This window comes from Pseudomonas sp. TMW22089, from assembly GCF_022496645.1.
Classification (GTDB): Bacteria; Pseudomonadota; Gammaproteobacteria; order Pseudomonadales; family Pseudomonadaceae; genus Aquipseudomonas; species Aquipseudomonas paraversuta.
This window is the reverse complement of record NZ_SCFG01000009.1, coordinates 1-25,359: the sequence shown is the minus strand read 5'-3', so window position 1 is coordinate 25,359 and position 25,359 is coordinate 1. Positions and strand designations below refer to the sequence as shown.

Here is a 25,359-nt window from a genome sequence, read left to right as displayed (position 1 = left end):
TCCCTAGTCAACTCAATGCCCCGAAACGCAGGGCATATTTAGTCGCCCCAACCTGTTGGATATCTAAGACGACTGAAAAAGAATACAGCACTAGTTAAGTCAAAAGACATACATAGTCAAATTTATGGCGCGCATGTGTCAATTAACCACATATTCCTTATGCCTTAACGGAACAGATGGTAAACCTTTGATGCGCTTTTTGCTTGATTGATCTGTGACATTTGCTCGACCAGCAGTTGGCGCTCGTCGGTGGCCGCCTCCAGCAGCATGCGATAGACCACCAGCAACCCTTCCAGATTCTCGCGCAACACCGCCTCATCCACAGGCGCCTCATCCAGCACACTCTCGACACACACCCGGCAGGCTGAATCCAGCTGGCCGATGGCATCCCAGTTGCGTTCAGCCAGGGCATCGATCAGTGCTTCACGGGTTTCTTGAATTCGTTGCAGTTGGCTCATGACGCACTCCTCGGGCCTTCAATTTTATTGTGGTGCAATCTCGTCCCAACCACTTTTGACCGTGATCAGCAGGCGGGCCACTTCGTCGATGATTTCGGGATCGTTCTGCGCATTGGCCTGGGTCAAACGGATGGTCATGTACTCGTACAGGCTGTCCTGGCGCTGGAAGGCGACCTTGTCTTCAGCCTTTGATTCATCCATGCCCTGGCGCAAGCCAGTGATGATGTCGATAGCCTTGGTAATCAACACCACCTTCTGCGGGATATCACCACGGCTCATCGCGCCCTTGGCCTGGGCCATGCGATCCAGACCGCCTTCCATCAGCATTTGAATCAGGCGATGGGGGCTGGCCTCAGAGATCTGGGCGTGGGAATTGACCTTCTGATACTGACGAAGGGCGCGCATCGGGTTCATGTTGCTACCTCATTACGGTGACAGGCAAAAATGGCCAGGACTTGATCTTTATGTCGACTGTCACGGCTAAAACTTTAGTGATCCGGCTGCGGGAAATCAGCTGGATTTAGGGTTATTCAGCGAGTTCAGAGTGGTCATGATGCTGGAGCTGCTGGCGTTGATCTGGGCGATAAGGGTGTCCATCGCGGTGTACTTGGACGTCAGGGAAGTCTTCATGCTCTCCATCCGTCGATCCAGATCCGCCTGCTGCGTTGTCAGATCCGTCAGCTTGGTATTCAAGTCAGTGACTCGACTCGCCAGCAGCCCGGTGGTACCGACATAGCTGTCTGTGGCCTTGGTCATACGCGCAACCAGACCGGTGTCACCGGTAAAAACCTTGCTGATTTCCAGCGCACCGTTGGGGGTTGCCACTGCGGCATCCCACTTCTTGTCATCCAGGGTCAGAAGCCCGGTTTTCTGATCGGTACTGATACCCATCTGGGACAGACTGCCCATGCTCGACGAACTGCTGTTCTGCAGCAGCTCGTTACGAATACCGTTAACCAGTTGCCGCATCGAGGCATCACCGGTAAGGGCGCCCGAGGTGGTGGTTGCGGCATCACCGGTGGCGGTGACTTTGGTTTGCGTGTTGATACTGGTCAGCAGCGCGTTGTAAGCACTGACAAAGGACTGAACCGAGGTTTTCAGGGTTGCCGTATTGGAGGCCACGGTAATGGTCGACGCCTTGGTATCAATCAACTCCAGCGTCACGCCGCTGATGGCCGAAGTGATCTTGTTGCTCGACGACTCCATGGCGATGCCATCAATGGTGTAAATGGCATTCTCTGGAGCTTTACCGGCGTCATAGCCGGTCGACAACCCTGAGTCACCACTGATGGTGATGTCAGTACCCTTGCCCGTGGTTTGCGAACCGATGACCAGGCGCGACCCGTTGGCATCGGTCAAAACGTTGGCACTGATGCCCTTGGATTGCAGCTGGGTGTTAATCGCTTCACGGGTTTGCTGCAGGGTAGCGCCAGCCGGGACCGATACATTGTAATCATTGCCGGACTGCGAAATGGTAAGGGTCGTGGGCTCGGTACCCGAGTTGACCACTGACGAGGTCCCCCCCTCAAATACCTTGCTGGTAACTTTCGAGGCGGTCGCCAGCTTGGTCACATCCAGCGCGTAGGTACCGCTGGAGGCCTTGTCATCAATGGTGACCTTGGAAATTTTTTCGTCTGACGAGGTAGCCGCCAGGCCGTTGAAGCTGGAGACACTATTGAGTTTGGCAATGGCTGCGCGATAGGTTTCAAGCGCGCCTTTTACCGTGCCCACAGCGGACAACTGAATCGTGGTGTCTTTTTGTTGCGCAGTAATCTGGGTTTGCTTGGGCGCTTTTTCAGCATCCACCAACGCTTTAACAATACCGATGGTATCGAAACCCGAACCAACACCCGTAATCGTAGAACTTGCCATCTGTATTCTCCTTATCCGGGCTGCCGCTTTATGGGCTTACGCTTTTTTGACGAGCAAGGCCGAGGAAGCAGACAGCATCACAATTCATGCCACCTTCAGGCTTTGCCCTGAAAAAGCAGGCTGTGGGGATCAGCCAGGTTTTGCGCCAGCTTGAGGGCCATCTCTGAAGGTAACTGGCGAATCACCTCTCCGCTGTCGGAGGCAATCACCTTGACCACCATCACGCCGGTGGTGTCATCAATCGAAAAGTCCAGCTTGCGCTGGTTCGACCGTGCGAATGCTTGTATGTCACTAACAGCCTTTTCCAGCTCCGCACGCTCAGGCGGCTTGCCTGTCACCGGGGTAGAAACCGCTCCTGCCTGAGTGGTTGCGACCGGTGCCGGCGCGGGGTTCGGTACTGCTGCAGGGCTCGGGTAAGCGGTGCTCAGCTTGATGCTCATGTCCATGCCATCACCTCAAAACTGAAAAAAACGAAAGGGCACGTAAACGCGCCCTTCCGTTGTCAACCGAGGGCTGAAATTACTGAAGCAGTTTCATCACAGCGGACGGCAGCTGGTTCGCCTGGGACAGGATCGCGGTAGCGGCCTGTTGCAGGGTTTGTTGCTTGGTCAGCTCTGCGGCTTCGGATGCGAAGTCGGTGTCCTGAACGCGACCACGGGCAGCAGTCGAGTTCTCGGAGATGCTTTGCAAGTTGGACACAGTGCTGTCGAAACGGTTTTGCACGGCACCCAGCTCGGAACGCTGAGTATCGATCTGCTGGATTGCGCCAGTCAGGGCCTGGATCGATTGTTGAGCGCCTTCGGCGGACAAAATGCTCAGGCTGGCTACGCTGGTTTCAACAGTGTTGGAACTTGTGGTTTTCGCAGTCAGACCCAGGGAGTCCAAGCCAGTACCGGCGCTACCGTCACCAACAGTGATGTCCTTGGTGGAGAACAGCTTCAGCGTGTTATCAGCATTTTTGCTGGCGGTTACGCCGGTGCTTGCACTGTTGATCGAAGAAACGATGGAGTCCATCGAGTCGCCCTTTTTGAACTTCACTTCAACGCCGTTCATGGTGACTGAAGTATCAGCTGTCAGCTTAGCCTCGGTCTTGCCTGCGGCCAGACCCAACTGCGCCAAAGCACCTTTACCTTCAGGCGTATCTGCCTGGTCGGTCAGGCTCACAGCCTTGCCGTCCTGGGAGGTCAACACCAAACGACCATCCTGAGCGCTTGCCGTGACACCCGTTTTACCGGCGGCAGTCGTCTGAGCATTGATTGTCTCAATGACTCCGCCAGTGCCTTCAAGCTTCATGCCGGCAGTCAGCGAAATTTTCGTACCGTTAACATTGATATCAGCGTCTTTGGCCAACCCGGTAACAGGTGTACCAGCAGCTGAAGCAGTAGCTGCAGTTGCGAAGTTGCCGGCAATACTGCTGGACACAGTAAATGCTGCAGTGGAGCTCAGCTCCAGCTTGCCCGCATTTTCTTTTGCAGTAATGCCCGTGGTACCTGACGACAGGTTGATTTTATCGGCAGCTTTCGCAGCGCTATCTTCTGCAGAAGTCAGCGTTACGCTACCTGTGCTCGCACCACCAAATGTGAGGACCTGATCAGCGGTTGGCGTAGCATAGGCCGCAGCAGTGGCAAGTGTGTTCGGGGTTGTTGTACCGCTCAGATCGATCGCGCCACCAGTAACCTTGGCAGCCAGTTGCGTGATCCCGCCAGTAGCATTCGCCTCACCGAAAGAACCTTTCAAACCGGTAGCACTGATATCGGTCATGCCGAACGAGATGGTCTGGTTGGCATCGGCACCGACCTGGAAGGACTGGTTCTGGAACGAGCCGTCCAGCAGGTTACGGCCACCGAAGGTGGTGGTCGACGAAATACGGGTCAGCTCACCGACTTTGGCGGTGAATTCTTGCTGCAGGGATGCACGGTCATCAGCGCTTTTATCACCGTTCGCGGACTGCAGGGCCAGTTCACGCAGACGTTGCAGAATGTTGGTCGATTCTTGCATCGCGCCTTCAGCTGTCTGGGCAATCGACGAGCCGTTGTTGGCGTTGGCGATGGCGACAGTCATGCCTTTAACCTGGGAGGTCAGACGGTTGGCGATCTGCATGCCGGCAGCGTCATCTTTGGCGCTGTTGATTTTCAGGCCGGAAGACAGACGGGTCATCGAGGTGCTCAACGAGTCGCCGGCTTTGTTCAGGTTCTTCTGAACGGTCTGGGACGTGACGTTAGTGTTTACTGATAAAGCCATGACGAAATCCTCATTGGATGAATACTGCGGCTTCCGGCCCTGGCAACCGCCGGGTGTGGCCTAGAGAACCTTCGTAATAGTTATCGTCGTGAATGCAGGTTGCTTGAGGGGTTTTTTAATTTTTTTTACTGGCAGGGGGCCAGCCCTTGTGTTTCAAGGGGTTACACAGACCCGGAGCTGATCTGTTTGCCGGTGGGAGCTGGCTTGCCAGCTCCCACAGTGGGGACGCCACAACGCAAAACGCCCATGGCTTCTGGCCATGGGCGTTTTGTGGTTCAAGCCTCAGCTCAAGGGCGATAGATGATCGCCGAGCCCCATGACAGGCCTACGCCGAAGCCGCTCAGGGCCACGCGCTTCCAGTCAGGGGTGTCCATCACGTGCTTTTCCAGCAGCAACGGAATGCTCGAGGACACGGTGTTGCCGGTCTCGACCATGTCCTTAATGAACTTCTCCGGCTCGCCTTCGAAGCGCCGAGCGACCGCATCAACGATCGCCGCGCTGCCCTGGTGGATGCAGAAGGCGTCGATGTCCTGGGAGGTCAGTTGCGACTCGTCCATCAACTCGTGCAAGTGTGCAGGCACTTTAAGCAACGCGAAGTTGAATACCTGGCGGCCATTCATAAAGAACACGCCGTCGCTGACTTTCAAGTGCGGGGCACCCGAACCGTCGGTGCCGAACTTGGCCTTGCCCAGCTGCCAGGGTGCGTCTTCGCCCATCCAGGTGGCGGTAGCGGCGTCGCCGAAGAGCATGGTGGTGTTGCGGTCTTCGGGGTCGACGATTTTCGAATACGGGTCGGCGGTGATCAGCAGGCCGTTTTTCAGGCCCGTGGCTTCCATGAAGCCTTTCATCGCGTAGATGCCGTAGACGTAGCCCGAGCACCCCAGGGAAATATCAAAGGCGGCTACGTGGGTCGGCAGGCCCAGCTTGTCCTGGACGATGGCAGCGGTGTGGGGCAAACCTTCTGCGTCACCGTTTTGGGTCACGACGATCAGCGCGTCGATGGATTCGCGCTTGAGCTGCGGATTGTTGGCAAACAGTGCGTTGACGGCCTCGACACACAGGTCCGAGGTTTCCTGGTCAGCATCTTTGCGCGGCAGAAACGCCGAGCCAATCTTGCCCAGAATGAAGTCTTCGTCCTTGGAGAACTTCGCGCCCTGGGCATAGTTGTCTACACCGTTTGCAGGCACGTAACTGGCGATGCTTTTAATGCCAATCATTGTGGCTTCCCAATACTAATAGCTGGAGATCACCCGCTCGAACAATCAAGGGGCGCTGACAATAAAAGGGCTTAGTCGCGCAAAAAGCGGCGAATATGGGTGCATGAAAATAGACAAAACAGCCTGGAAAAGGCCCGGCACCCGCCCGTACGTTTCACACGATACAGTGAAGATGCGCGTTATGACTCATAGGTCACTCGATTTGGTGCGGTTTTTTACAAAACGTTTCGGGTAAACCGAGGATCAAGTGGGAGTCGTCTTGCCGGCGATAGCATCACCCTGCCCCTTCAGACAGGCCGGTTTTGCCGGTATCGCTGGCAAGCCAGCTCCCACAGGTATGCTGCAAATTCTGCATTACAGCTGATTGAACAGGCTCAGCTGGGAGATCTTGACGAAGGCCAGTTGCGAGGCTTCAAGCATGGCTTTCTGGAATGCCAAGTCGATCGAAGCGCCGGCCATGTCTGTGTTGCCAATGGCGGCAGTGGTGGAATCGTTGGCCAGGCCCATGCTGATGTTTTCGTCGGCCTGGATATCCACCGCCTTCAAGCGCGCACCAATCGAACCCCGGGCACTGTCGACCCCGGCACTGGCGTTTTTCAGATTGCCTATGGCCGAGTTGATGGCGTCTTTCTGGATCTGCTGGGCCGCCGGATCTTTGTCGCTGGGGATCACCAGTGCTTTACGCAGCTGGCTGATGGTGTCCAGCGCACTTTGACTCTGGTGGTTGTTGCTGTTGACCACAAACTGGTCGCCAGCCGCGCGCGCGCCGGTGAAATCGAAGGTAACCCCCATGGCGCTGAGCGTGTCGCCGGTCATGCTGCCGCTGGCAATCGACTTGCTGCTGGCAGTCACTGGCTGGGCGTAGATTTCGTATTCGGTGTCACTGGTGAATTTGATCACCGCACCATTGCCCGGAAAGCTGTCGCTGTAGGCCTTGGCATCCGCCACGCCAGTCCCGGTGATCTGTGCCGTCGAGGTATTGCTCGGGGTACGGGAGGTGTTGAAGGTGTCGGGTTTGGCCTCGAGGGTGAAAGAGTGCCCCGCCACCGCCGCATCCTGATCGGCTGCCGGGATGTCCTTGAGATTAAGGTTAATGTCGAACGATACGCCGCGCAGGCTGATGCTGTGAGCACCCTCCTTGGTGGAATCGAAGACACCATTGCCTGGCACTTCAGAGGTCACGTCCTTGCCCTGGGCGTCAGTCAGCTTGTACTGGGTGCTGCTGGTGAATTCCAGGGTGTAGGGCTGACCCTCGGCAAAGCCTTTATTGAACACCGGGCTTGAGGTGATCAAACCGGCGGACAGCGAAACCTTGCCATTGTCCGGGATAACCGCACCGGTTGCGTCTACCACCGGCAGTGCAGTGACCTGTGTACGCCCGGTATTGACCGAGTTTTCCATAAAGCTTTTGGCCGTGTCGCTGCCGGCCAGGCTCAGGGTGTCCGAGACCTTGAGATTGAGCTGGGTATCGTCGCCCTGATAGCTGTAAGTGCCATCGTTGTTGCGGGTATAGGGCGGCGTATCGGTCTTGGAGCCCGAGAACATATAGTTGCCCGCGGCATCCTTGCTGTTGAGCAGGCTGAACACCTGGTCTTCGATACTCCCCAGTTCGCTGGCAATCGTCGCGCGATCGGCATCGCTTTTCCCGCTGCCAGCCCCCAGAGCCAGCTCACTGGCCTTTTGCAGGGCGGTGTTGATGCTGTCGAGGATGGTTTCCTGACTGCCCAGCGACGCCTTGATACCGTTCATGTTGGTGGTGTACTGACCCAACATGTCTTTTTGCTGCTGCAATTGCAGCAGGCGCGCGGCACCCACCGGATCATCGCCAGCGGTCTGAATGCGCACGCCGGAGTCGATCTGGCTCTGGGTCTTGATCACCGACGAGAAGTTGTTCTGGTAGGTGGCACTGGTCGACTCAAAAAACTGGGAAGTAGAGATACGCATCGTCGAGGACTCCCTTAAAGACTGTTGATCAGCGTGCTGAAGGTTTCTTGCGCCGCTTTGATGATCTGCGACGATGCGGTGTAGTACTGCTGAAACTTGACCAGGTTGGAGGCCTCTTCATCCAGGTTGACCTGGGACACCGAGCTGCGGGTCTGCGTGGCATACGCCAGCGCTGCGGTGTTGGCCGTGCCGTCGACGGCGGCCTGACTGGCCTGGCCACCGACTTTCGCCACCAGCTGGCTGTAGGAAGAACCCATGCTGACGCCGCCGGTGCCGTCCTTGCCGACGCCGACCGTGGCTTTGGTTTGCAGGCCCAGCAACAGGTTGGCGTTGGTGTTGTCCGCCTTGCCGTCCTTGTTGAACTTGATGTCGAAGCTGTCGCCCTTGGCCGGCGACCCGCTGATGGTGGTGTCAAAGCCAATGGTTTTCGGCGTGCCGTCGGCGTTTGTGACCGGCAAGCCCGCAGCGTCCAGCACCGGCAGGTTGATCGTGACCTTGTTGTCCTGGCCCGGCACTAGGGTGCCTTTACCGATTTCCTCGCCTTTTTCGTTCAGCACGCGGTAGCCCTGGGCGCCGTTTGCAGCTTCGTCAAAAGCAATCCGTACCGGCATTGCGCCTTCAATCTGCGACTGCGCCAGGCCGAGGTCCGCACCCGCGTAAATATCCAGCGCCGAGGACAGGCTCGGCGTGCTCAAGGCCCCCGTACCGCTGTTGGAGCCGCCCTTGCCTGCCACCAAAGGGCCGGCGAACGCCAATTTACTGGCATCGCTCATCTGTACGCCGATGTTGCTGGCGCCGTTGCGGGTCGGGCTGACCTGGAATTGATCACCTTTGCTCAACGCACCACCGTTAAGGTCCATGGTGAAGCCGTCGATGACCGCAGCAGGCTTTTGATCCAGATTGAAGGCCCCCATGCTGGTGCCGTCCGAGCGTCTGACCGTGTAGTCCTTGTCGCTGGTGAACGTCACCTGATAGTCGTAGGCAGTCAATGCGCCACTGTCGGTGATGCTGACGTTCAGGTTGCCCGAACCCGGGCTGTTACCGGTCGCCGCAAGGCTGCGCTGGCTGATGGCCTGCGCGCTGTTGATGCTGTTGAACATCGACGAGCCAAACTCGCCATTGGCATCCAGGCCCTGCCCCAACTGCTTGTTGATCGCGTCGGCGACCACAATCGCAGTGCGCCCCAGATCGTTCATGGCCGGTGCCAGCACGTCATCGCGATAGCGCAACAGGCCGCCGATCTTGCCGCCGGAGATGACCGAGGTCACGTCGGAGCTGGACTGCGCGTAGTTGATCTGAATGCTGAACTGGCTTTTATCGACCTTGCCCGGCACCGCCGACAGGGTATTGGAGGTATTGCCCTGCACCAGCGCCTGACCCGTCCCCAGGGTCACGTCATAGACGTTGTCGTGTTCCTGGACCGTTACTCCGACCAGTTCATTCAGGGTACGCACGGCCTCGTTGCGGGCATCCAGCAAGTTGTTCGGCGTATTGCCGGCGGTGGTGGCCTGGGCGATCTGCTGGTTCAGCGAGGCAATGGTGGCCGTGTGCTGGTTGACCATCGAGGTCAGGGTGTCCAACTGGCTGTTGATGCCTTCGTTTTGCTGGTTGAGCTGGGTCGAGATCGAGTTGAAGCGGTTGCTCAAGGCTTGTGCATTGGTCAGCAGCAACTGGCGGGCGGACGCGTCGCCGGGGGCGCCGGCCGCCGTTTGCAAGGACGAGAAGAAGCTGTTGAGTACGGCCGAGACACCGGTACTTTTATCTGACAGCAGCTTGTCCACCGAACCTATCTGGTCGAGGTAAGCCTGGGCATCGCCGTTCAATGAAGTGGTGGTTTGCAACTGCGCATCGAGGTAGGAGTTGTACACCCGGCGTACGTCAGCCAGGGTGGTGCCGGTGCCGATAAACACCCCGCCCACTTGCTGCGAGCCGGCACTGCCCTGCACGATCTGCTGGCGCGAGTAGCCCGAGGTGTTGGCGTTGGCAATGTTATTGCCGACCGTGGCCAAAGCCCCCTGGCTGGCGTTCAGCCCCGACATCCCGATGTTGATCAAACTCGCCATGGTTCAAACCTTATAAATGCGTGAAAGAACCCGTCGAGACGTAGCTCTGGTAGGTCTTCATTTGCTTGGCAATCTGCGAAATCTTGCTCGCGTACTCAGGGTCGGTTGCATAACCGGCCTTCTGCAACTCGCGAACAAACTGCTCTGGTTTATCGGCTGCGTTCAGCACTTCTTTATAACGATTGTTGCTTTGTAACAGCGTGACCAAATCGTGGAAGCTGTCCTGATAGGAGTCGTAGGAACGGAAGTCCGCCGTCTCCTTGACCATCTGCCCGCCCTTGAACTCGCTGGTAATTGCCCGAGCCTGCGGCCCCTGCCAACTGCCAGTGGCCTTGATGCCGAACAGGTTGTGACTGCTGCTGCCGTCCTGCTGGCGCATCACCGACTTGCCCCAGCCGGTTTCCAGTGCCGCTTGCGCCACCAGATACAGCGGATCGACACCGATACGGTCGGCGGCCTGCTGCGCCATCGGCAACATGGTGGCCACAAAGGCGTCCGGCGACTCGAATGCCTGTTTGGTCGGAGCCAATGGCGGTTGCGCCACGGCACGCCCGTAAATCTGCATCCGCCCTTGCACACCGCCGGCGCTGAGCATGGGGTGACGGCTGCCTTTGATCACCGCATCCAGCGACGGGCTGGTGCGCCCGGGCACCGTACCGGTATTGAGGGTTGAGCGGGCCGCATCGGCCGAAGGCACGATCCCGGCCAGCAAGCGATCGGTCAGCTTGCTCGGCAAGGCCAGACGACGCTGATTGAGCATCGCCACATCGTTTTTATGGCCGCTTTCCACGGCGCTGGTGGCCACCCGCGAAGCCCACAGCGGACGCTGGCCGCTGGAGCGCACAAACGGGCTGTCGATCGCAGGGGCGACCGGGGCAGGTGTTTTCACCTCAGGGTTCAAGGCAACCGTGGCGGCCTCCCCCGGCACTGCGGACTTGTTCTTCGACATCTGGCGCATCAGCACATCGGCCAGACCGATACCGCCACCCTGACGGGACAAGGTCACCGACAGTTGCTGGTCGTACATCTCCTGATACTGCTTGGCCGCCGGGGTGTTGAGCGGGTTGTCCTTGCCCAGCACTTCGTTCGCCGAGCGCATGGACTTGAGCATCTCGTTGAGGAACAGCGACTCGAATTCCTGCGCCACCTTGCGCATGTTGCTGTCGCTTTCGCGGTCGCCGACCTTCAGCTTGTTCAGACGATTGAGGTCGGTAAAGGCGCCCGAATCGCTGCCACTGACCGCACCGCTCTTACGCATATCCATGATGACGGCCTCAGATCACTATCAGGTCGGCTTGCAGGGCGCCGGCCTGTTTCAACGCTTCGAGAATCGCCATCAAGTCCCCAGGCGCCGCGCCAACCTGATTCACCGCCCGGACAATTTCGTCCAGCGTGGTGCCCGGGCCAAATTTGAACATCGGCTTGGCTTCCTGCTGTGCATTGAGCCGCGAACGCGGCACGACAGCGGTCTGGCCGTTGGACAACGGGCCCGGCTGGCTGACGATCGGGTCTTCGGTGATGGTGACGGTCAGGCTGCCGTGGGTCACGGCCGCAGGCGAAACCTTGACGTTCTGGCCGATCACTATGGTGCCGGTGCGCGAGTTGATGATGACTTTGGCCACTGCCTGCCCCGGATCGACTTCGAGGTTTTCCAGGATCGACAGGTAGTCGACCCGCTGGCTCGGGTCCAGTGGCGCAGTGACACGCACCGAGCCGCCATCAATCGCCTGGGCGACACCGGGGCCGAGCAAGTCGTTGATCTTGTCGACCACGCGCTTGGCCGTGGTGAAGTCCGAACGGTTGAGGTTCAGGGTCAGGCTGTTGCCCTGGTTGAAACCGCTCGGCACCGCACGCTCTACCGACGCTCCGCCGGGAATGCGCCCGGCCGAAGGCACGTTGACGGTGATTTTCGAACCGTCGCGACCTTCGGCATCAAAACCGCCCACCACCAGATTGCCCTGGGCGACCGCATAGACATTGCCATCGATACCCTTGAGCGGTGTGAGCAACAGCGTGCCGCCGCGCAGGCTTTTGGAGTTGCCGATGGAGGAAACGGTGATATCGATCACCTGCCCCGGCTTGGCGAACGCCGGTAAATCGGCACTGATGGACACCGCGGCGACGTTTTTCAGCTGCACGTTACCCGAGCCAGGCGGCACCTTGATCCCGAACTGCGAGAGCATATTGTTGAACGTCTGCAGGGTGAACGGGGTTTGTGTGGTCTGGTCGCCCGTACCGTTAAGTCCGACCACCAGGCCATAACCAATCAATTGGTTGGAGCGCACGCCAGAAATGCTGGCGATGTCCTTCAACCGCTCGGCGTGAACGCCCAGGGCGGTCGACATCAGCAGTACGGCTGCCAGCAAGTGCTTGAGATGGGCGGTCATCACTAAATGGACTCTTTATTAGAAAGGAAACAGCGGGCTAAGGAAGAAGCGGTCAAACCAGCCCGGCTGACTGGCATCGGCAAACGAGCCGGTGCCCGAGTAGGTAATGCGCGCATCAGCCACCCGGGTCGAGGACACGGTGTTATCGGTGCTGATGTCATCGGCGCGGACCAGGCCGGCAATCCGTACCAGTTCGTCACCGGTGTTCAGCGTCATCCACTTCTCGCCACGTACCGCGATGATGCCGTTGGGCAATACATCGGCCACGGTCACGGTGATCGAACCGGTGAGGCTGTTGCCCTGCCCGGCCTTGCTGTCACCCTTGGTCGCGCGGCTGCCGCTGTAGCCGGCATCTAGGCTCAGATCGCCACCGCCCAGCGGGTTGTTGGTGGTCAGGCCGCCGCCAAACAACGAGGTCAGGCCGATGCTGGTATTGCTGTTTTTACCGATCGCCGAGTTGGCGTTTTTGCTCGCCTGAGTTTTTTCGTTCAGGGTGATGGTGATGATGTCACCAATGCGAAACGCCTTGCGGTCGCTGTACAGGTTCTGTTCAAAGCCAGCCTGGTAAATCGAGCCGTTATTGGCCGCTGCCGGCAGCGGTGTACGCGGCAGGACAGGTGCGTAATAGGGGTCGTTGGGCCGTGGTGGCGGGCTGACGCAACCCGCCAGAAAGGTGACGCCGGCCAAGGCCAGAACAGAACAAAAAGGTTTCATGACGGCTCCTGCGTACTTACAGATTTTGCGTGACAAACGACAGCATCTGGTCGGCGGTGGAAATCACTTTGGAGTTCATCTCGTAAGCGCGCTGGGTGGTGATCATGTTGACCATTTCTTCCACGGTGCTGACGTTCGAGGTTTCCAGGGTGCTTTGCATCGTGGTGCCAAAACCGTTGAGGCCCGGGGTACCGATCTGCGGTGCGCCGCTGGACGCGGTTTCCAGGAACAGGTTGCCGCCCTGGGACTGCAAACCGGCCGGGTTGATGAAGTCGGCGGTCTGCACGTTACCTATCACTTGTGCGGCCGGGTTGCCGGCAATCGTTACTGACACGGTGCCATCCTGCCCGACCGTAAAAGTCTGGGCATCGGCCGGCACCACAATTGCCGGTTCCAGGGCAAAACCGCTGGCGGTGACGATCTGGCCGTTGGAATCCAGGTGAAAGGTACCGTCGCGGCTGTAGGCCGTGGTGCCGTCCGGCTGCATGATCTGGAAAAAGCCGCGGCCATTGATCGCCATGTCCAGCGGCTGGTCGGTGGTTTGCAAGCTGCCGGCCGAGAAGTTCTTTTGCGTGCCGACAATGCGCACCCCGGTGCCGACCTGCAGGCCCGACGGCAGTTCGCTGTCCTGGGTCGACTGGGCGCCGGGCTGGCGTTTGATCTGGTACAGCAAGTCCTGAAACTCGGCACGATCACGCTTGAAACCGGTGGTCGAGACGTTGGCCAGGTTGTTGGAAATGGTGGTCAGGTTGGTGTCTTGTGCAGCCAAACCTGTTTTTGCAACCCACAGTGCCGGAAGCATGGTGCTCTCCTCGCGCGCCGGTCAGGGCGACACGTTTAAGTAATAGGCCGAGTTAGCTCATCGCCAGGACGCGAGTCATGGCCTGGTCGTCTTCTTTGGCGGTGTTCATCATTTTGATATGCAGTTCGAACTGCTTGGACAGCGCCAGCACCGAGGTCATCTCGTCGACGGCATTGACGTTGCTCGCCTCCAGAAACCCCGAGACCACGCGCACGTTGGCGTCGGCCTGGGCCGGCTGGCCGTCGTTGGTGTGGATCATGCCGTCCAGCCCCTTGCTCATGGTTTTCAGGTCCGGCTGAACCAGCTTGATGCGGTCCACTTGCGCCATCACCCGCGGGCCTTCGCCCATGGCGCGGATGGAGATGGTGCCGTCTTCACCGACTTCGATTTTTTGCTCGGGCGGCACGGCAATCGGCCCGCCGTTGCCCATCACCGGCATACCATTGCCAGCACGCAGAATGCCCAGGGCATCCACATTCATGCTCGCGGTACGCACATAGGCTTCACTGCCGTCGGGAGACTGCACGGCCATCCAGCCATCACCGGCCACGGCCACATCCAGATCGCGCCCGGTTTCAATCATGGCCCCGGGGGTGAAGTCAGTGGCCGGGCGCTCGGTCAAGGCAAAGGCACGTGCTGGAAAGCTGTCACCGAATACCGGCATCGAGCGGGCCTGTTCCAGGTCTCGCTGAAAGCCGTTGGTCGAGATGTTCGCCAGATTGTTGGCATGAGCCTTTTGCGCCAGTGCGTTCTGGCTGGCGCCGGTCATTGCCACATAAAGGTACTTGTCCACAGTCTTTCCTCTGTCTGACGGACGCTTGCCGCCCACCGCTGTACTGCAGAGCATCTAGCAATTTGCGCACCAACTTTTTTTTGACGGTGCCAATGGCCGCGCTGCGGGGCCTGAAGACGGGTCGTGGGAGGTGCAAGCACAGGTTGAAGACGTAAAAACGGCGCTATTGTGCCGGTAGCGGCAAGGCATGGCCTGTGACGTCGGACGCGGCAATCAAGAGCTCGCGCCTGCAGGGCGAGTGAAATACTCACTCACCCTGTGGCAGCCGGCTTGCCGGCGATTGGGCCTAGGCCGGCTTGATAATGTCGTGCTCACGCAGCTTGTTGGCGATGGTGGTGTGGGAAACCCCCAGGCGCTTGCCCAGCAACCTGCTGCTTGGATACTCGGAATACAGCTGCTCCAGCACTGACTTCTCGAAACGTCCGACAATCTGTTCCAGCCCGCCTTCCAGGGAAAACTCCCCCAACGGCTGGCGCACGCCGTAGTCCGGCAGGCGGATATGCTCGGCCTTGACCATGCCGCCATCGCACAACGAAACCGCCTGAAACAGCACGTTTTCCAGCTGCCGGACGTTACCCGGCCAGTGGTAGTGGCTCAACCGCGCCATGGCCGCAGGTGCCAGGCGCGGCAACGGGCAACCGATTTGCCGGCTGGCCTGATCCAGGAAATGCTCGACCAAAGGCTCCAGACCGTCCAGGCAATCACGCAACGGGGGGATATGCAGCGACAACACATTGAGCCGGTGATAAAGGTCCTGGCGGAACTCGCCCCGGGCACACAGCTCGGACAAGTCGACCTGGGTGGCGCACATCACCCGCACATCGAGGTACACCTCTTCATCACTGCCGACACGCCGAAAGCAGCCATCCTGCAAGAAACGCAGTAATTTGACCTGCAGGCGCGGGCTCATTTCCCCTACGCCATCGAGAAACAACGTACCGCCCGAGGTCAGTTCCAGCAGACCGAGCTTGCCTTCCGCCCGCGCGCCCTCAAAGGCCCCGGGGCCGTAACCGAACAATTCGGTTTCGGCCATCGATTCGGGCAGACCGGCACAGTTGAGTGCCATCAGCGGCGACTGTCCCCGCGGGCTGGCCAGGTGACAGGCACGGGCCAGCAGCTCCTTGCCGGTGCCGGTTTCACCTTCTATTAATAGAGGAGCGTCGAGGGGTGCCATGCGCCGGGCCTCGCGGACTACCGCAGCCATGACTTTCGAGCTTTGGAAGATGCTGTCGAAGCCACGCAGCTCCTGTTTGCGCACGTTGTAGATCTGCTCGCCCACGCGGTCCGCGCGATGCAGGGTCAGAACCGCCCCGGCCATGGCCTCGCTTTCATCATGCTCCAGTTGCAACGGGGCGATGTCGGCCAGAAACACGTCGCCCTTGATCTTGACCCGCAGGCCGTTGATCCGCGACTTGTTGGCGCGTACCAGTTCGGGCAAGTCAAAGTCTTCGGCATAGCGCGACAGGGCAATCCCCGGGACTTCATCCACCCGAACCCCGAGCAACTGCGCGGCGGCACGGTTGGCCGCCACAATGCAGCCCCCCATGTCGATGGACAGCACCGGAAACTCCAGGGCCCCGAGCAAGGCGTTGAGTTCCATGTGCCGGCGCTCGCTGGGCATCAAACCCACCCGCTTGACCCCAAAGACCCCGGCAATGGTCTCAAACTTCGGACGCAGGGCCTGGAACTGCAGATTGATCAAGTTCGGACAGTACAAATAGATCGCGTTGCCCTGATCGCCACCGACCTCCCCGCGCTTGACGTTAATGCCGTAGGCAACCAGCAGGTTAAGAATGTCGCGAAGGATGCCAATCCGGTTTTGGCAGTGGACTTTGATACGCATGGGGCAGGCTCGGGAAAAATAGCGTGGCTGGGACAATAAACAAGGGTGGGAGCCGATAACCCGGCTGCCACAGGTGCAGAAATTTGAAAATCGGGCATTTCAGCGTCACGATTATTTGACAGTTTAGCCGTCACACACTCAAGAGTGACGGCCCAACCATACAAGCGTAACGAAAACTTTACGAATAAGCCGCATCATCCCAGTAATACTGGCTCAAGGCTAGGGGCATGACGCACTCAATTGGGGTATCACTAAGGCATCGCAACAACCCGAATAATAAAAACGATTTCATTGCGGAGAGCCCCATGAAGCAAACGAAATACGTCGCTCGCGAGCCGGATGCCAACGGCTTTATCGACTACACACCCGAAGAACACGGGGTGTGGAATACCTTGATTACCCGCCAGCTGACACTGCTGGAAGGCCGCGCCTGCCCCGAATACATGGAAGGCATCGAAAAACTCGGCCTGCCCCACGATCGCATCCCGCAATTAAGCGAAATCAATCAGGTATTGGGCGCCACCACTGGCTGGCAAGTTGCCCGCGTTCCCGCGCTGATTCCGTTCCAGACCTTCTTTGAATTGCTCGCCAACAAGCAATTCCCGGTAGCGACCTTTATTCGCACCCCGGAAGAGCTGGATTACCTGCAAGAACCCGATATTTTCCACGAGATTTTTGGTCACTGCCCGCTGCTGACCAACCCCTGGTTCGCCGAATTCACCCACACCTACGGCAAACTCGGCCTGCAGGCATCCAAGGAGCAGCGCGTGTATCTGGCCCGCCTGTACTGGATGACCATCGAGTTCGGGCTGGTCGACACCCCGCAAGGCAAGCGCATTTACGGCGGCGGGATTCTCTCGTCACCCAAAGAAACGGTTTACAGCCTGTCGGCAGAGCCTGAACATCAGGCCTTCGACCCGCTGGAAGCCATGCGCACGCCGTATCGCATCGACATTCTGCAGCCGCTGTATTTTGTCCTACCGGACTTGAAGCGGCTGTTTGATCTGGCCCACGAGGACATCATGGGCATGGTCGAAAAAGGCATGACCATGGGCCTGCACGCGCCCAAGTTCGCGCCCAAGCCGAAAGCGGCTTGACCGGTCTTTTTGAACATTTTTTTCCACAAGAAGAACAACTGACTTCAGGAATACACCATGAACACACTGAACCAAGCCCACTGCGAAGCCTGCCGCGCCGATGCTCCACAGGTCAGCGATGAAGAGTTGCCGATCCTGATCAAACAGATCCCGGACTGGAACATCGAAGTTCGCGACGGCGTCATGCAACTGGAAAAGGTTTTCCTGTTCAAAAACTTCAAGTTCGCCCTGGCCTTTACCAATGCCGTCGGCGAAATCTCCGAAGCTGAAGGCCATCACCCGGGCCTGCTCACCGAGTGGGGCAAAGTGACCGTGACCTGGTGGAGCCACTCGATCAAAGGCCTGCACCGCAACGACTTCATCATGGCCGCACGCACCGACGAAGTGGCGAAAACCGCTGAGGGTCGTAAGTAATGCACTTCGCAGCCATTGGACGGGTCCCTGGCGACCCGATTCTCGGGTTGATGGACGCTTACAACCAGGACCCCAACCCGAACAAGTTCGACCTGGGCGTGGGGGTCTATAAAGACGCCAATGGCCTGACGCCGATCTTGCAGTCGGTGAAGAAGGCGGAACAGCGCCTGGTGGATCAGCAGCAGACCAAAACCTATATCGGCGGCCACGGTGACAGCCGTTTTGGCCAATTGATCAGTGAGCTGGTGCTGGGTGCCGACTCCTCCTTGCTGGCAGCCAGCCGTGCCGGTGCAACCCAGACCCCGGGTGGCACCGGTGCCCTGCGCCTGAGCGCAGACTTTATCGCGCAGTGCCTGCCGGGCCGCGGAATCTGGCTGAGCGATCCGACCTGGCCGATTCACGAAACCATCTTCGCCGCCGCGGGCCTGAAAATCAGCCACTACCCCTATGTGGGCAGTGACAACACACTCGATGTTGGCGCCATGCTTGCCGCTCTTGAGCAGGCGCCCAAGGGCGACGTGGTGCTGCTGCACGCCTGCTGCCACAACCCGACCGGTTTTGACCTGTCCCGGGCTGACTGGCTGCAAGTGCTGGAGGTCGTGCGCCGCCGCGAACTGCTGCCACTGATCGACTTTGCCTATCAGGGCTTCGGCGACGGACTGGAAGAGGATGCATGGTCCACCCGCCTGTTCGCCCGGGAGCTGCCGGAAGTGCTGATCACCAGCTCCTGCTCGAAGAACTTCGGCCTGTATCGCGAACGGGTGGGTGCCTTGATCGTATGCGCCAACGACGCCGAAAAGCTGACTGACATCCGCAGCCAGCTGGCTTACCTGGCGCGTAATCTTTGGTCCAACCCGCCGGATCATGGCGCGGCCGTAGTCGCGACCATTCTCGGTGATTCCCAGCTCAAACAAGAGTGGGCCGGGGAAGTTGAGGCCATGCGCAGCCGTATCGCGCAGTTGCGCAGCGGGCTGGTTGAGGCGTTGACACCGTTCGGGCTGGCCGAGCACTTTGCCCATATCAACCAGCAACGCGGGATGTTCTCTTACACCGGCCTGACTGCCGGGCAAGTGCAGTTGCTGCGTGAAAAGCACAGCGTGTACATGGTCGGCTCCGGGCGGGCCAATATGGCCGGGGTCGATGGCACACGCCTGAGCCTGCTGGCCAAGGCCATCGCGCAGGTGTGTACCCGCTAGTCCCACCACAACCTGCAGGAGCAAGCTCGCTCCTGCAGGCTCTGGTTGCGACAACGAAAACATGAAAAGTTCGACATAATCCCCGCCAGACCCAAGAAAAAGACAAATTGTCACACTCCCTCCTGTATCCTTAGCAAGCTACTTAAAACACACCTTGCGAGGAGCGCGACGATGCACGAAATCCCAAACCTCCCCTTCCCAAGCCTGCAAGAAGCTCAGCAGCCAATCCCGGAACACACCAGTGGCGAAAACCCCGCACTGGAAGAGGCCCCTGAAAGCCTCATGGCCGACAGCGAAGACTGACGGCTTCATCAGGCGGTGTGAAAAAGCATTGGTTTTTTCACAGCGCCTGACACAATCGCTTCACCCCCCTCCCAGGATTACAGCGTGACCGATACCTTCAGCGAAACCCAAGCCAGCGTTTTGATCGGCACCGCCGAGAAAATGATCGTCCTTTGGGAGCGCCTCACACCAGAGAAGCAAGCCACCTTGCTCAAACGTTTTGGCACCAAGGAAAACGCCCTGGCCGCCCTGATCGCGACACAACTGGTTGCGCCGCTATAATCAATCTGCACCCAACCGCACCCCGCAGGACCCCTACCCCATGCCTGAAACACAGCGTCCAATGGCGATCACGCTACAAGTGGTTTCCATCGTTCTGTTTACCTTTATCGGCTATATGAATATCGGCATTCCGCTGGCTGTATTGCCCGGATACGTACACAACCACCTGGGCTACGGCACAGTCATCGCCGGACTGGTGATCAGCGTGCAATATCTGGCCACGCTGCTGAGCCGTCCTTATGCCAGCCGCATCATCGATAATCGCGGCAGTAAACGCGCCGTCATGTATGGCCTGGCCGGCTGCGGCCTGAGCGGTGTATTGATGCTGGCGTCCACGTGGACGGCGGCCATGCCGGCCCTGAGCCTGACCTGCCTGCTGATCGGCCGGCTGGTGCTGGGCAGTGCTGAAAGCCTGGTCGGCTCAGGGGCCATCGGCTGGGGCATTGGCCGGGTCGGCGCACAAAACACGGCCAAGGTGATTTCCTGGAATGGCATCGCCAGTTATGGCGCCATTGCCATAGGTGCACCGCTGGGCGTGCTGATGGTCAGCCATTGGGGTATGTGGAGCATGGGCGCGAGCATTATTGCCCTGGCCATAGTTGGCCTGCTGCTGGCCTGGCCGAAACGCGCCGCGCCCATTGTCAGCGGCGTGCGCCTGCCGTTCCTGCATGTCCTGGGCCGGGTACTGCCTCACGGCGCAGGCCTGGCGCTGGGTTCGATAGGATTCGGCACCATCGCCACCTTTATCACCCTGTACTACGCCACCAACCAGTGGGACAACGCCGTACTGTGCCTGAGTCTGTTCGGGGCCAGCTTTATCGGCGCCCGACTGCTGTTCGGCAACCTGATCAACCGTATCGGCGGCTTTCGGGTGGCAATTGCCTGCTTGAGCGTCGAAACCCTGGGCCTATTGCTGCTGTGGCTGGCACCCAGCCCCGAGCTGGCACTGGCCGGCGCGGCACTCAGCGGTTTCGGCTTCTCGCTGGTATTCCCGGCACTGGGGGTTGAAGCCGTGAATCTGGTGCCAGCCTCCAGCCGCGGGGCGGCGGTGGGTGCCTACTCACTGTTTATTGACCTGTCACTGGGCATTACCGGGCCACTGGTCGGCGCTGTAGCCGCAGGCTTTGGCTTTGCCTCGATCTTTCTGTTCGCGGCAATGGCGGCGTTTGGCGGGCTGTTACTGAGTGTTTACTTGTACCGTCAGGCCAAGCGCTTAAGGCCTGCGTAAAGGTTGCAGCAGTTCACGAGATAGAAGTGACAGGTTCAGAAATCCACCTTGCCCCGCCCGGCCTTGATGCTGCCACGCTTGGTCTTGGACTCCAGCCGCCGCTTTTTCGAGCCTAAGGTCGGCTTGGTCGGGCGGCGTTTTTTCTCGACCTTGGTGGCGCTGATGATCAATTCTGCCAAGCGCTCCAGGGCATCCGCCCGGTTCTGTTCCTGAGTGCGATATTGCTGTGCCTTGAGGATCAGCACGCCATCGCTGGTAATGCGGCTGTCACGCAGCGCCAGCAGCCGTTCTTTATAAAACGGCGGCAAGGACGAGTTGGCTATGTCGAAGCGCAAGTGCATCGCGCTTGAGACTTTATTGACGTTCTGCCCGCCTGCGCCTTGAGCACGAATGGCTGTCAGCTCGATCTCGTTATCGGGAATATGAACGTTGTTGGAAACCCTCAGCATTGCATTCTCACAGTGATTCTTGAAGCCTCTTAGTACCCACAAAGCCCTTGATTATTGGGGCTTTAGGCGTTCTTCTATTGTCTCAGTGTTTCACGGAATAACGTGAATTTTCAGGCGAAACGGGAAATAAACGGGAAAAATGGCCAAGCGAATTCGACTGACAGAAATGGAAGCCTACAACGTCAAAGGCAAAAAATCTGAGCCTATTGGCACCCGTGGCAAAGGCACTCTGACACTTGAGCGCAAGACAGCAGGATTTATAAACGGCTACTACCGCGAACGTACGAACGCAGCTGATAAACGCATCCTACTGGGAACCCTGGTCAAAAAGCCGCGCTCAGGTACAAACGAAATGGACTTGGACACGATGCGGCTTGCAGCGCTGCGTGTTGCAACCGCATCCATTGCTGCTGGTGGCTTGGAGCCTTACCTCAGCGAACAAGTGGAACTCAAGGCAACCGCCAAGCTAGAACAGCTCCAAAGAAACGATATAGAAGCAAGACGCGGGAGCTTTGGCGAGCTGCTGGACTCCTACGTTGCCAACTTGGAAAGCACAGGCAAAGTCAGCCATAAAGCCGTTGCAAACCAGTTCAAATCCCACATCAAAGATTACCATCCGGATTTAGTGCAGCGTCCTGCAGCCCGGATCGAGCCAGAGGATATTCAACTCATTTTATCCGGAGTGCTGCGGCGCAAGCCGAAAGGCCGTGGGATTGGCAACAGATCAGTCCATATTGGATGCGCAAGCCAGAGCAACAGAACGAGCCTGGCGACAGTTAGCGAGTGAGCCAAATGCCAGTCAGCCCGAGATCAACGCAGAGATTGAGCGCGGTGCAAAACTCCAGAAAGAAGCGGAAGTACTACGACTTACAGTTGACGTTCGAAGCAGCACCCAGCGCAAGTTAATGATTAATTTGGCTGAAGCTCGTATGACGTTGGTAGGAGCGCCTGGGGAAATTAATAAAGCGTATTGGCAAGCCCTTCTCGCAAAAACTCTAACACAGGAAGGTATGCGGGATAAGCTTCTTCAGCTTTTTGCGCTATCGCGCGCATTATTTATCAAAAGTATTGATGAACATGATGGGGTGTTATCTAGTTGCAACAGTCAACGCGAAAGGCAGGCGAAAACTCAAGAACTCACCTGGAGGGCATTCGGTCAGGAACTTGAAAAGCTATTCAACGGTGCTGAACGGGAAATACTGGCCCCTACCTTGGTCGTGATGCCGAGTACGGTTCATGGAGAAGTGCACGTAGAAACACCCGGTGCACTGATGAAACTCAGACAGGCCAGCAAAGCATAAGTACCGCGTGACAACTGGATTCTTGCTGCCCTTTTTAAAGCCGCCTCTGTGTGGCTTTCTTCTTTTCTGAGCTCTTTTAGCTACGCACCAAGTATCGGATGTACGGCAAGAAATGAAATCACCAAAACACTGTGAGATTGGCTGCATGCCTTAATACACCTGGCCTACAGGGTTTTCAGTATCAGATAAGCACTGTCAGGTTACACAGAAAAATATGAGCGGTTTATTTTAGAAAAATCCAGCCTACCCCTTATGTACGCTGGCTTTCGTAGCATTCAACGTCGTCATTGGCCGGTAAAGGTCACTGCAATCCCTTTGCATTCTTTTTCACAAGCTTACATATAATGAAATTGACTCTAACCTGCCAAGCCCCACGGCGAGCTTGGGCTAGCCCCCTGATTACATTACCTCTGGAATTGCACAAAAAAAATACACAAAGCGCGTCGGCGGGAGGGGGATAAGTGCTTTTTCATGCTATTTTTGTTTATTTTAGCGTTTTTAAGCTGACTTGGCATTTTGGTGAAGATATTGTCTGACTTGTATTTCAGAGCAGTGAGTTGGAGGGCTAAACTTTTGAGCTAGCTGCCCCTGGGAGCGCCCTTAAATATCAACAATCAACCTCAGGAAAAAATTATGGAAACAGCACTGATTGGATTACTAGGCGTAATAGTTGGAGTATTCATTAATGAGATTCTCCGTCGCAAAAGCCGAATTGAAAGTTATGCCTCTCGCGTTTTCGATAAGAGGCTGGAAATATACGAAGGTCTTTACGAGAGAGTTGCTGCTTGTAGCGAGATAGCAAACAATGTCACCAGCAATGAAGACTACAGCTTCGGAGAAAGACTTATAGCCGTCTCGGACGGAGTTCATTCTATTGTGGAATGGTGTGATATTTACAACATGTACTTGAATGACGAAATAGTAGTCCATTGCTGCCCACTATTAATGGGCATGGAGGATGTTTACGACCTTGAAGATGAGGCAGAAAAAAAGATTGCACTCGAAAGATTTTACAAAAACTTGCGCAATGCAAAGGAGATGATTCGTAAAGAGTCAGGTGTAGAAGATATTAACAAGCTATTTTCAAAAATAACAAAAGCGAAACACAGCAGCCCAATCATCAAGTATTACAGAGAGAAGAAAAAAAGGGGGAACAGGGATTAATTTAATGACTACCATAATAGCCATACAAAACCAACCACACAACAAATAACACGGCAACTGGTAAAGTCGCCGTGTTATTTAACCCCCTAGTCAACCTGATGAATTTTATCACCCAAGTAGAACAACCCCCAAAAAGTTGCTAATAACATTTGATAAAAGAAAAATATATAAACAACGAACACGCCACCACTAAGCAATTTCAATCCTTCAGAAGCCCTACCTACGTAGTCACTGGCAAAAGAAAGAGATGCAATGGACGCTAGTATAATTACCACACACTCAGCAGTTAGAAACGCGAACATCATGCATAGAAAACGTCGTCTCGTTAGAGGTATTTCACTTCGCTCTCCCGCACGAACCTCAATTATAGTCGGCGTGGGTGTAGGTATCATATTATCGATATCTGTACGCCCAAATGTCGCAATAGCTGCTAAGGCGGCAATATAAAACCCTGGAAGATTCTGGATAAACCCTAAGATTCTTGATATCACACCTGAGTCGCCATAAATATTTAGGGTGTGCCTAAATACAAATATGAAAAGAGCAGTAGCGATCGCAAGCACGCCAGGCAAAACCCAATCCATGATCCATTTATGCTCATGCTTTATAGCTAGGTAGGAAAAAGGGCGAACTACCTGCTTTATCAAAGCATTAAAGGGCTGCATATAACGCCAACTTGATATCCTCATCAATATCACCATAACCGTTATGATTTACATCTGGAGTAACGATAAATGCCTTTTTAACATATTTTTCATTATCTGTCAGCGTAAAGTCATCCGTATTAACTGTAACAGTGTGCTGAGTATCTGATGGATCCTTGAACACTATAACTGCCTGCTCGAAATTAAATTGCTTTCCCCGCGTAAATGCCTGTTTCAAAGATTCTAAAACCCCATTGGCAGGCAAGTTATCTAACTGAGGCCGCAAAACAATTATTTTTTTCTCTTCCGTAAGCCCAGCACTTTGATCCCATACGAGGCCGACACTTTCATAATTAGCTAACTCAATACGACCTAAGCTACCATTAGCCAAGTCACTATAAAAGTCATCGGATATTTTTCCGTTCATATCGACCGTATGTAAAGCATTTACTAAGACCGGGGCGCCCCTTTCCATTATTCCGGCAGGATGCGCGACTTTGTAAACTGCCTCATTAGCTTTTCTACATTCACGGAGAAGGTGATTCAAAAAGCTATGGACTTGCGCGCCTGGTATTCCACCTCGAGGAGACTCATAAACCATTGAATATAGATTAGGTGCGACAGGAGTCAAGTTTATACATACATGTGCAGAGTAGTCATTCCCATACCCCTCAGGCTTTTCAAGCTCTTGCCTATTGCCTTCGATAGGATTTGATATGGTTTGATCAGGCTCAGTAGGGTCACTCTTATTAATCAGCAAAGTAGCTCTTAAACCATCTTCTTCGATAAAGATATCTGCGAGGTAATATTTTATCTCGCTTGGCAGTTCACGATATAAGCAATTGGACTTGCCCCTACCAAACCGGACACCAACTCCCCGTTAAATTGATGCTGCTGCCAAACGCCTAAACTCTCTCGGCGACCTATATTTCAAAGCACTGTGCGGATGCTGCTCGTTGTAATGCTCG

General features: G+C 56.6%; 26 protein-coding genes. 9 read left to right on the top strand and 17 right to left on the bottom strand.

Going from position 1 to position 25,359, the window contains the following annotated elements; all coding sequences use genetic code 11:
- Positions 1-164: 164 nt before the first annotated feature.
- The 14 genes from EQV90_RS10890 to EQV90_RS10825 all read right to left on the bottom strand — a co-directional run bounded on the left by EQV90_RS10890 (position 165) and on the right by EQV90_RS10825 (position 16,334).
- Positions 165-458 (bottom strand): hypothetical protein, encoded by a 294-nt coding sequence (locus EQV90_RS10890; protein WP_003441825.1) that lies wholly within the window; start codon positions 456-458, stop codon positions 165-167.
- 24 nt (positions 459-482) lie between these two features.
- Positions 483-872 carry a flagellar export chaperone FliS gene (gene fliS, locus EQV90_RS10885; RefSeq protein WP_010656441.1) on the bottom strand — a complete coding sequence of 130 codons (390 nt, stop codon included), beginning with the start codon at positions 870-872 and terminating at the stop codon, positions 483-485.
- A gap of 96 nt (positions 873-968) precedes the next feature.
- The gene (gene fliD / locus EQV90_RS10880) at positions 969-2,330 is read right to left on the bottom strand and encodes a flagellar filament capping protein FliD (RefSeq protein WP_240878094.1); all 1,362 of its coding nucleotides are present in this window, start codon (positions 2,328-2,330) and stop codon (positions 969-971) included.
- A 95-nt stretch (positions 2,331-2,425) separates the two neighbouring features.
- Positions 2,426-2,776 (bottom strand): flagellar protein FlaG, encoded by a 351-nt coding sequence (locus EQV90_RS10875; RefSeq protein WP_240878093.1) that lies wholly within the window; start codon positions 2,774-2,776, stop codon positions 2,426-2,428.
- Positions 2,777-2,849: 73 nt separating this feature from the next.
- On the bottom strand, positions 2,850-4,571 hold the full coding sequence (locus EQV90_RS10870; RefSeq protein ID WP_240878092.1) for a flagellin: 1,722 nt from the start codon (positions 4,569-4,571) through the stop codon (positions 2,850-2,852).
- Between the two features lie 287 nt (positions 4,572-4,858).
- A complete protein-coding gene (locus tag EQV90_RS10865; protein WP_003441810.1) occupies positions 4,859-5,788 on the bottom strand; it encodes a ketoacyl-ACP synthase III in 930 nt (309 codons plus the stop codon).
- A gap of 354 nt (positions 5,789-6,142) precedes the next feature.
- Positions 6,143-7,732, bottom strand: coding sequence for a flagellar hook-associated protein 3 (locus EQV90_RS10860; protein WP_240878091.1), 1,590 nt, complete (start codon positions 7,730-7,732; stop codon positions 6,143-6,145).
- Between the two features lie 14 nt (positions 7,733-7,746).
- On the bottom strand, positions 7,747-9,795 hold the full coding sequence (gene flgK / locus EQV90_RS10855; RefSeq protein ID WP_240878090.1) for a flagellar hook-associated protein FlgK: 2,049 nt from the start codon (positions 9,793-9,795) through the stop codon (positions 7,747-7,749).
- Positions 9,796-9,805: 10 nt separating this feature from the next.
- Complete coding sequence (gene flgJ / locus EQV90_RS10850) at positions 9,806-11,059, bottom strand: flagellar assembly peptidoglycan hydrolase FlgJ (protein WP_240878089.1); 1,254 nt, start codon at positions 11,057-11,059, stop codon at positions 9,806-9,808.
- 10 nt (positions 11,060-11,069) lie between these two features.
- Positions 11,070-12,140, bottom strand: a complete 1,071-nt coding sequence (locus EQV90_RS10845) for a flagellar basal body P-ring protein FlgI (RefSeq protein WP_232286858.1) — start codon at positions 12,138-12,140, stop codon at positions 11,070-11,072.
- A 60-nt stretch (positions 12,141-12,200) separates the two neighbouring features.
- A complete protein-coding gene (flgH, locus tag EQV90_RS10840; RefSeq protein ID WP_003441795.1) occupies positions 12,201-12,896 on the bottom strand; it encodes a flagellar basal body L-ring protein FlgH in 696 nt (231 codons plus the stop codon).
- Positions 12,897-12,912: 16 nt separating this feature from the next.
- On the bottom strand, positions 12,913-13,698 hold the full coding sequence (flgG, locus tag EQV90_RS10835) for a flagellar basal-body rod protein FlgG (protein ID WP_003441792.1): 786 nt from the start codon (positions 13,696-13,698) through the stop codon (positions 12,913-12,915).
- Between the two features lie 52 nt (positions 13,699-13,750).
- Entirely contained in the window at positions 13,751-14,491 is a 741-nt protein-coding gene (locus EQV90_RS10830; protein WP_003441790.1) for a flagellar basal body rod protein FlgF, read from the bottom strand.
- Between the two features lie 286 nt (positions 14,492-14,777).
- On the bottom strand, positions 14,778-16,334 hold the full coding sequence (locus tag EQV90_RS10825; RefSeq protein WP_003441784.1) for a sigma-54-dependent phenylalanine hydroxylase transcriptional regulator PhhR: 1,557 nt from the start codon (positions 16,332-16,334) through the stop codon (positions 14,778-14,780).
- Positions 16,335-16,639: 305 nt separating this feature from the next.
- Here EQV90_RS10825 and phhA point away from each other — a divergent pair, with 305 nt between their 5' ends.
- The 6 genes from phhA to EQV90_RS10800 all read left to right on the top strand — a co-directional run bounded on the left by phhA (position 16,640) and on the right by EQV90_RS10800 (position 20,833).
- Positions 16,640-17,431, top strand: coding sequence for a phenylalanine 4-monooxygenase (gene phhA / locus EQV90_RS10820; protein ID WP_240878087.1), 792 nt, complete (start codon positions 16,640-16,642; stop codon positions 17,429-17,431).
- Between the two features lie 57 nt (positions 17,432-17,488).
- Positions 17,489-17,845: a 4a-hydroxytetrahydrobiopterin dehydratase gene (locus EQV90_RS10815; protein ID WP_003441779.1), complete on the top strand. Its 357-nt coding sequence runs from the start codon at positions 17,489-17,491 to the stop codon at positions 17,843-17,845.
- Positions 17,845-19,041, top strand: coding sequence for an amino acid aminotransferase (locus EQV90_RS10810; RefSeq protein ID WP_003441778.1), 1,197 nt, complete (start codon positions 17,845-17,847; stop codon positions 19,039-19,041). The genes EQV90_RS10815 and EQV90_RS10810 overlap by 1 nt, the downstream gene beginning before the upstream one ends.
- Before the next feature lie 171 nt (positions 19,042-19,212).
- Positions 19,213-19,344 carry a hypothetical protein gene (locus EQV90_RS21690; RefSeq protein WP_255401987.1) on the top strand — a complete coding sequence of 44 codons (132 nt, stop codon included), beginning with the start codon at positions 19,213-19,215 and terminating at the stop codon, positions 19,342-19,344.
- 84 nt (positions 19,345-19,428) lie between these two features.
- Positions 19,429-19,605 (top strand): hypothetical protein, encoded by a 177-nt coding sequence (locus tag EQV90_RS10805; protein WP_003441776.1) that lies wholly within the window; start codon positions 19,429-19,431, stop codon positions 19,603-19,605.
- Positions 19,606-19,645: 40 nt separating this feature from the next.
- Entirely contained in the window at positions 19,646-20,833 is a 1,188-nt protein-coding gene (locus EQV90_RS10800; RefSeq protein ID WP_003441767.1) for an MFS transporter, read from the top strand.
- A 35-nt stretch (positions 20,834-20,868) separates the two neighbouring features.
- On the opposite strand, the gene arfB is transcribed toward EQV90_RS10800, so the two are convergent.
- Positions 20,869-21,282, bottom strand: a complete 414-nt coding sequence (gene arfB / locus EQV90_RS10795) for an alternative ribosome rescue aminoacyl-tRNA hydrolase ArfB (protein ID WP_240878086.1) — start codon at positions 21,280-21,282, stop codon at positions 20,869-20,871.
- A gap of 139 nt (positions 21,283-21,421) precedes the next feature.
- Between arfB and EQV90_RS10790 the strand changes: the two genes are divergently transcribed.
- The 3 genes from EQV90_RS10790 to EQV90_RS10780 all read left to right on the top strand — a co-directional run bounded on the left by EQV90_RS10790 (position 21,422) and on the right by EQV90_RS10780 (position 23,747).
- Complete coding sequence (locus tag EQV90_RS10790; RefSeq protein WP_240878084.1) at positions 21,422-22,069, top strand: hypothetical protein; 648 nt, start codon at positions 21,422-21,424, stop codon at positions 22,067-22,069.
- A complete protein-coding gene (locus EQV90_RS10785) occupies positions 22,017-22,583 on the top strand; it encodes a hypothetical protein (protein ID WP_240878083.1) in 567 nt (188 codons plus the stop codon). Before EQV90_RS10790 ends, EQV90_RS10785 begins: the two co-directional genes overlap by 53 nt.
- Before the next feature lie 633 nt (positions 22,584-23,216).
- Complete coding sequence (locus tag EQV90_RS10780; protein WP_240878082.1) at positions 23,217-23,747, top strand: hypothetical protein; 531 nt, start codon at positions 23,217-23,219, stop codon at positions 23,745-23,747.
- An 86-nt stretch (positions 23,748-23,833) separates the two neighbouring features.
- Here EQV90_RS10780 and EQV90_RS10775 read toward each other — a convergent pair whose 3' ends face one another.
- A complete protein-coding gene (locus tag EQV90_RS10775; RefSeq protein ID WP_240878081.1) occupies positions 23,834-24,412 on the bottom strand; it encodes a hypothetical protein in 579 nt (192 codons plus the stop codon).
- Positions 24,399-25,151 carry a hypothetical protein gene (locus tag EQV90_RS10770; RefSeq protein ID WP_240878080.1) on the bottom strand — a complete coding sequence of 251 codons (753 nt, stop codon included), beginning with the start codon at positions 25,149-25,151 and terminating at the stop codon, positions 24,399-24,401. Before EQV90_RS10770 ends, EQV90_RS10775 begins: the two co-directional genes overlap by 14 nt.
- Positions 25,152-25,359 lie beyond the last annotated feature (208 nt).

Excerpts from the sequence above, each read along its gene's own strand:
- EQV90_RS10865 (WP_003441810.1), bottom strand. The coding sequence starts at position 5,788 with ATGATTGGCATTAAAAGCATCGCCAGTTACGTGCCTGCAAACGGTGTA.
- EQV90_RS10815 (WP_003441779.1), top strand. The coding sequence starts at position 17,489 with ATGAACACACTGAACCAAGCCCACTGCGAAGCCTGCCGCGCCGATGCT.
- fliS (WP_010656441.1), bottom strand. The coding sequence starts at position 872 with ATGAACCCGATGCGCGCCCTTCGTCAGTATCAGAAGGTCAATTCCCAC.
- flgJ (WP_240878089.1), bottom strand. The coding sequence starts at position 11,059 with ATGGATATGCGTAAGAGCGGTGCGGTCAGTGGCAGCGATTCGGGCGCC.
- EQV90_RS10845 (WP_232286858.1), bottom strand. The coding sequence starts at position 12,140 with ATGTCGACCGCCCTGGGCGTTCACGCCGAGCGGTTGAAGGACATCGCC.
- flgG (WP_003441792.1), bottom strand. The coding sequence starts at position 13,698 with ATGCTTCCGGCACTGTGGGTTGCAAAAACAGGTTTGGCTGCACAAGAC.
- flgK (WP_240878090.1), bottom strand. The coding sequence starts at position 9,795 with ATGGCGAGTTTGATCAACATCGGGATGTCGGGGCTGAACGCCAGCCAG.
- EQV90_RS10890 (WP_003441825.1), bottom strand. The coding sequence starts at position 458 with ATGAGCCAACTGCAACGAATTCAAGAAACCCGTGAAGCACTGATCGAT.
- EQV90_RS10810 (WP_003441778.1), top strand. The coding sequence starts at position 17,845 with ATGCACTTCGCAGCCATTGGACGGGTCCCTGGCGACCCGATTCTCGGG.
- flgH (WP_003441795.1), bottom strand. The coding sequence starts at position 12,896 with ATGAAACCTTTTTGTTCTGTTCTGGCCTTGGCCGGCGTCACCTTTCTG.
- EQV90_RS10800 (WP_003441767.1), top strand. The coding sequence starts at position 19,646 with ATGCCTGAAACACAGCGTCCAATGGCGATCACGCTACAAGTGGTTTCC.
- EQV90_RS10825 (WP_003441784.1), bottom strand. The coding sequence starts at position 16,334 with ATGCGTATCAAAGTCCACTGCCAAAACCGGATTGGCATCCTTCGCGAC.
- EQV90_RS10790 (WP_240878084.1), top strand. The coding sequence starts at position 21,422 with ATGGCCAAGCGAATTCGACTGACAGAAATGGAAGCCTACAACGTCAAA.
- EQV90_RS10775 (WP_240878081.1), bottom strand. The coding sequence starts at position 24,412 with ATGCAGCCCTTTAATGCTTTGATAAAGCAGGTAGTTCGCCCTTTTTCC.
- fliD (WP_240878094.1), bottom strand. The coding sequence starts at position 2,330 with ATGGCAAGTTCTACGATTACGGGTGTTGGTTCGGGTTTCGATACCATC.
- EQV90_RS10780 (WP_240878082.1), top strand. The coding sequence starts at position 23,217 with ATGGAAACAGCACTGATTGGATTACTAGGCGTAATAGTTGGAGTATTC.
- EQV90_RS10860 (WP_240878091.1), bottom strand. The coding sequence starts at position 7,732 with ATGCGTATCTCTACTTCCCAGTTTTTTGAGTCGACCAGTGCCACCTAC.
- EQV90_RS10875 (WP_240878093.1), bottom strand. The coding sequence starts at position 2,776 with ATGGACATGAGCATCAAGCTGAGCACCGCTTACCCGAGCCCTGCAGCA.
- EQV90_RS10870 (WP_240878092.1), bottom strand. The coding sequence starts at position 4,571 with ATGGCTTTATCAGTAAACACTAACGTCACGTCCCAGACCGTTCAGAAG.
- EQV90_RS21690 (WP_255401987.1), top strand. The coding sequence starts at position 19,213 with ATGCACGAAATCCCAAACCTCCCCTTCCCAAGCCTGCAAGAAGCTCAG.
- phhA (WP_240878087.1), top strand. The coding sequence starts at position 16,640 with ATGAAGCAAACGAAATACGTCGCTCGCGAGCCGGATGCCAACGGCTTT.
- arfB (WP_240878086.1), bottom strand. The coding sequence starts at position 21,282 with ATGCTGAGGGTTTCCAACAACGTTCATATTCCCGATAACGAGATCGAG.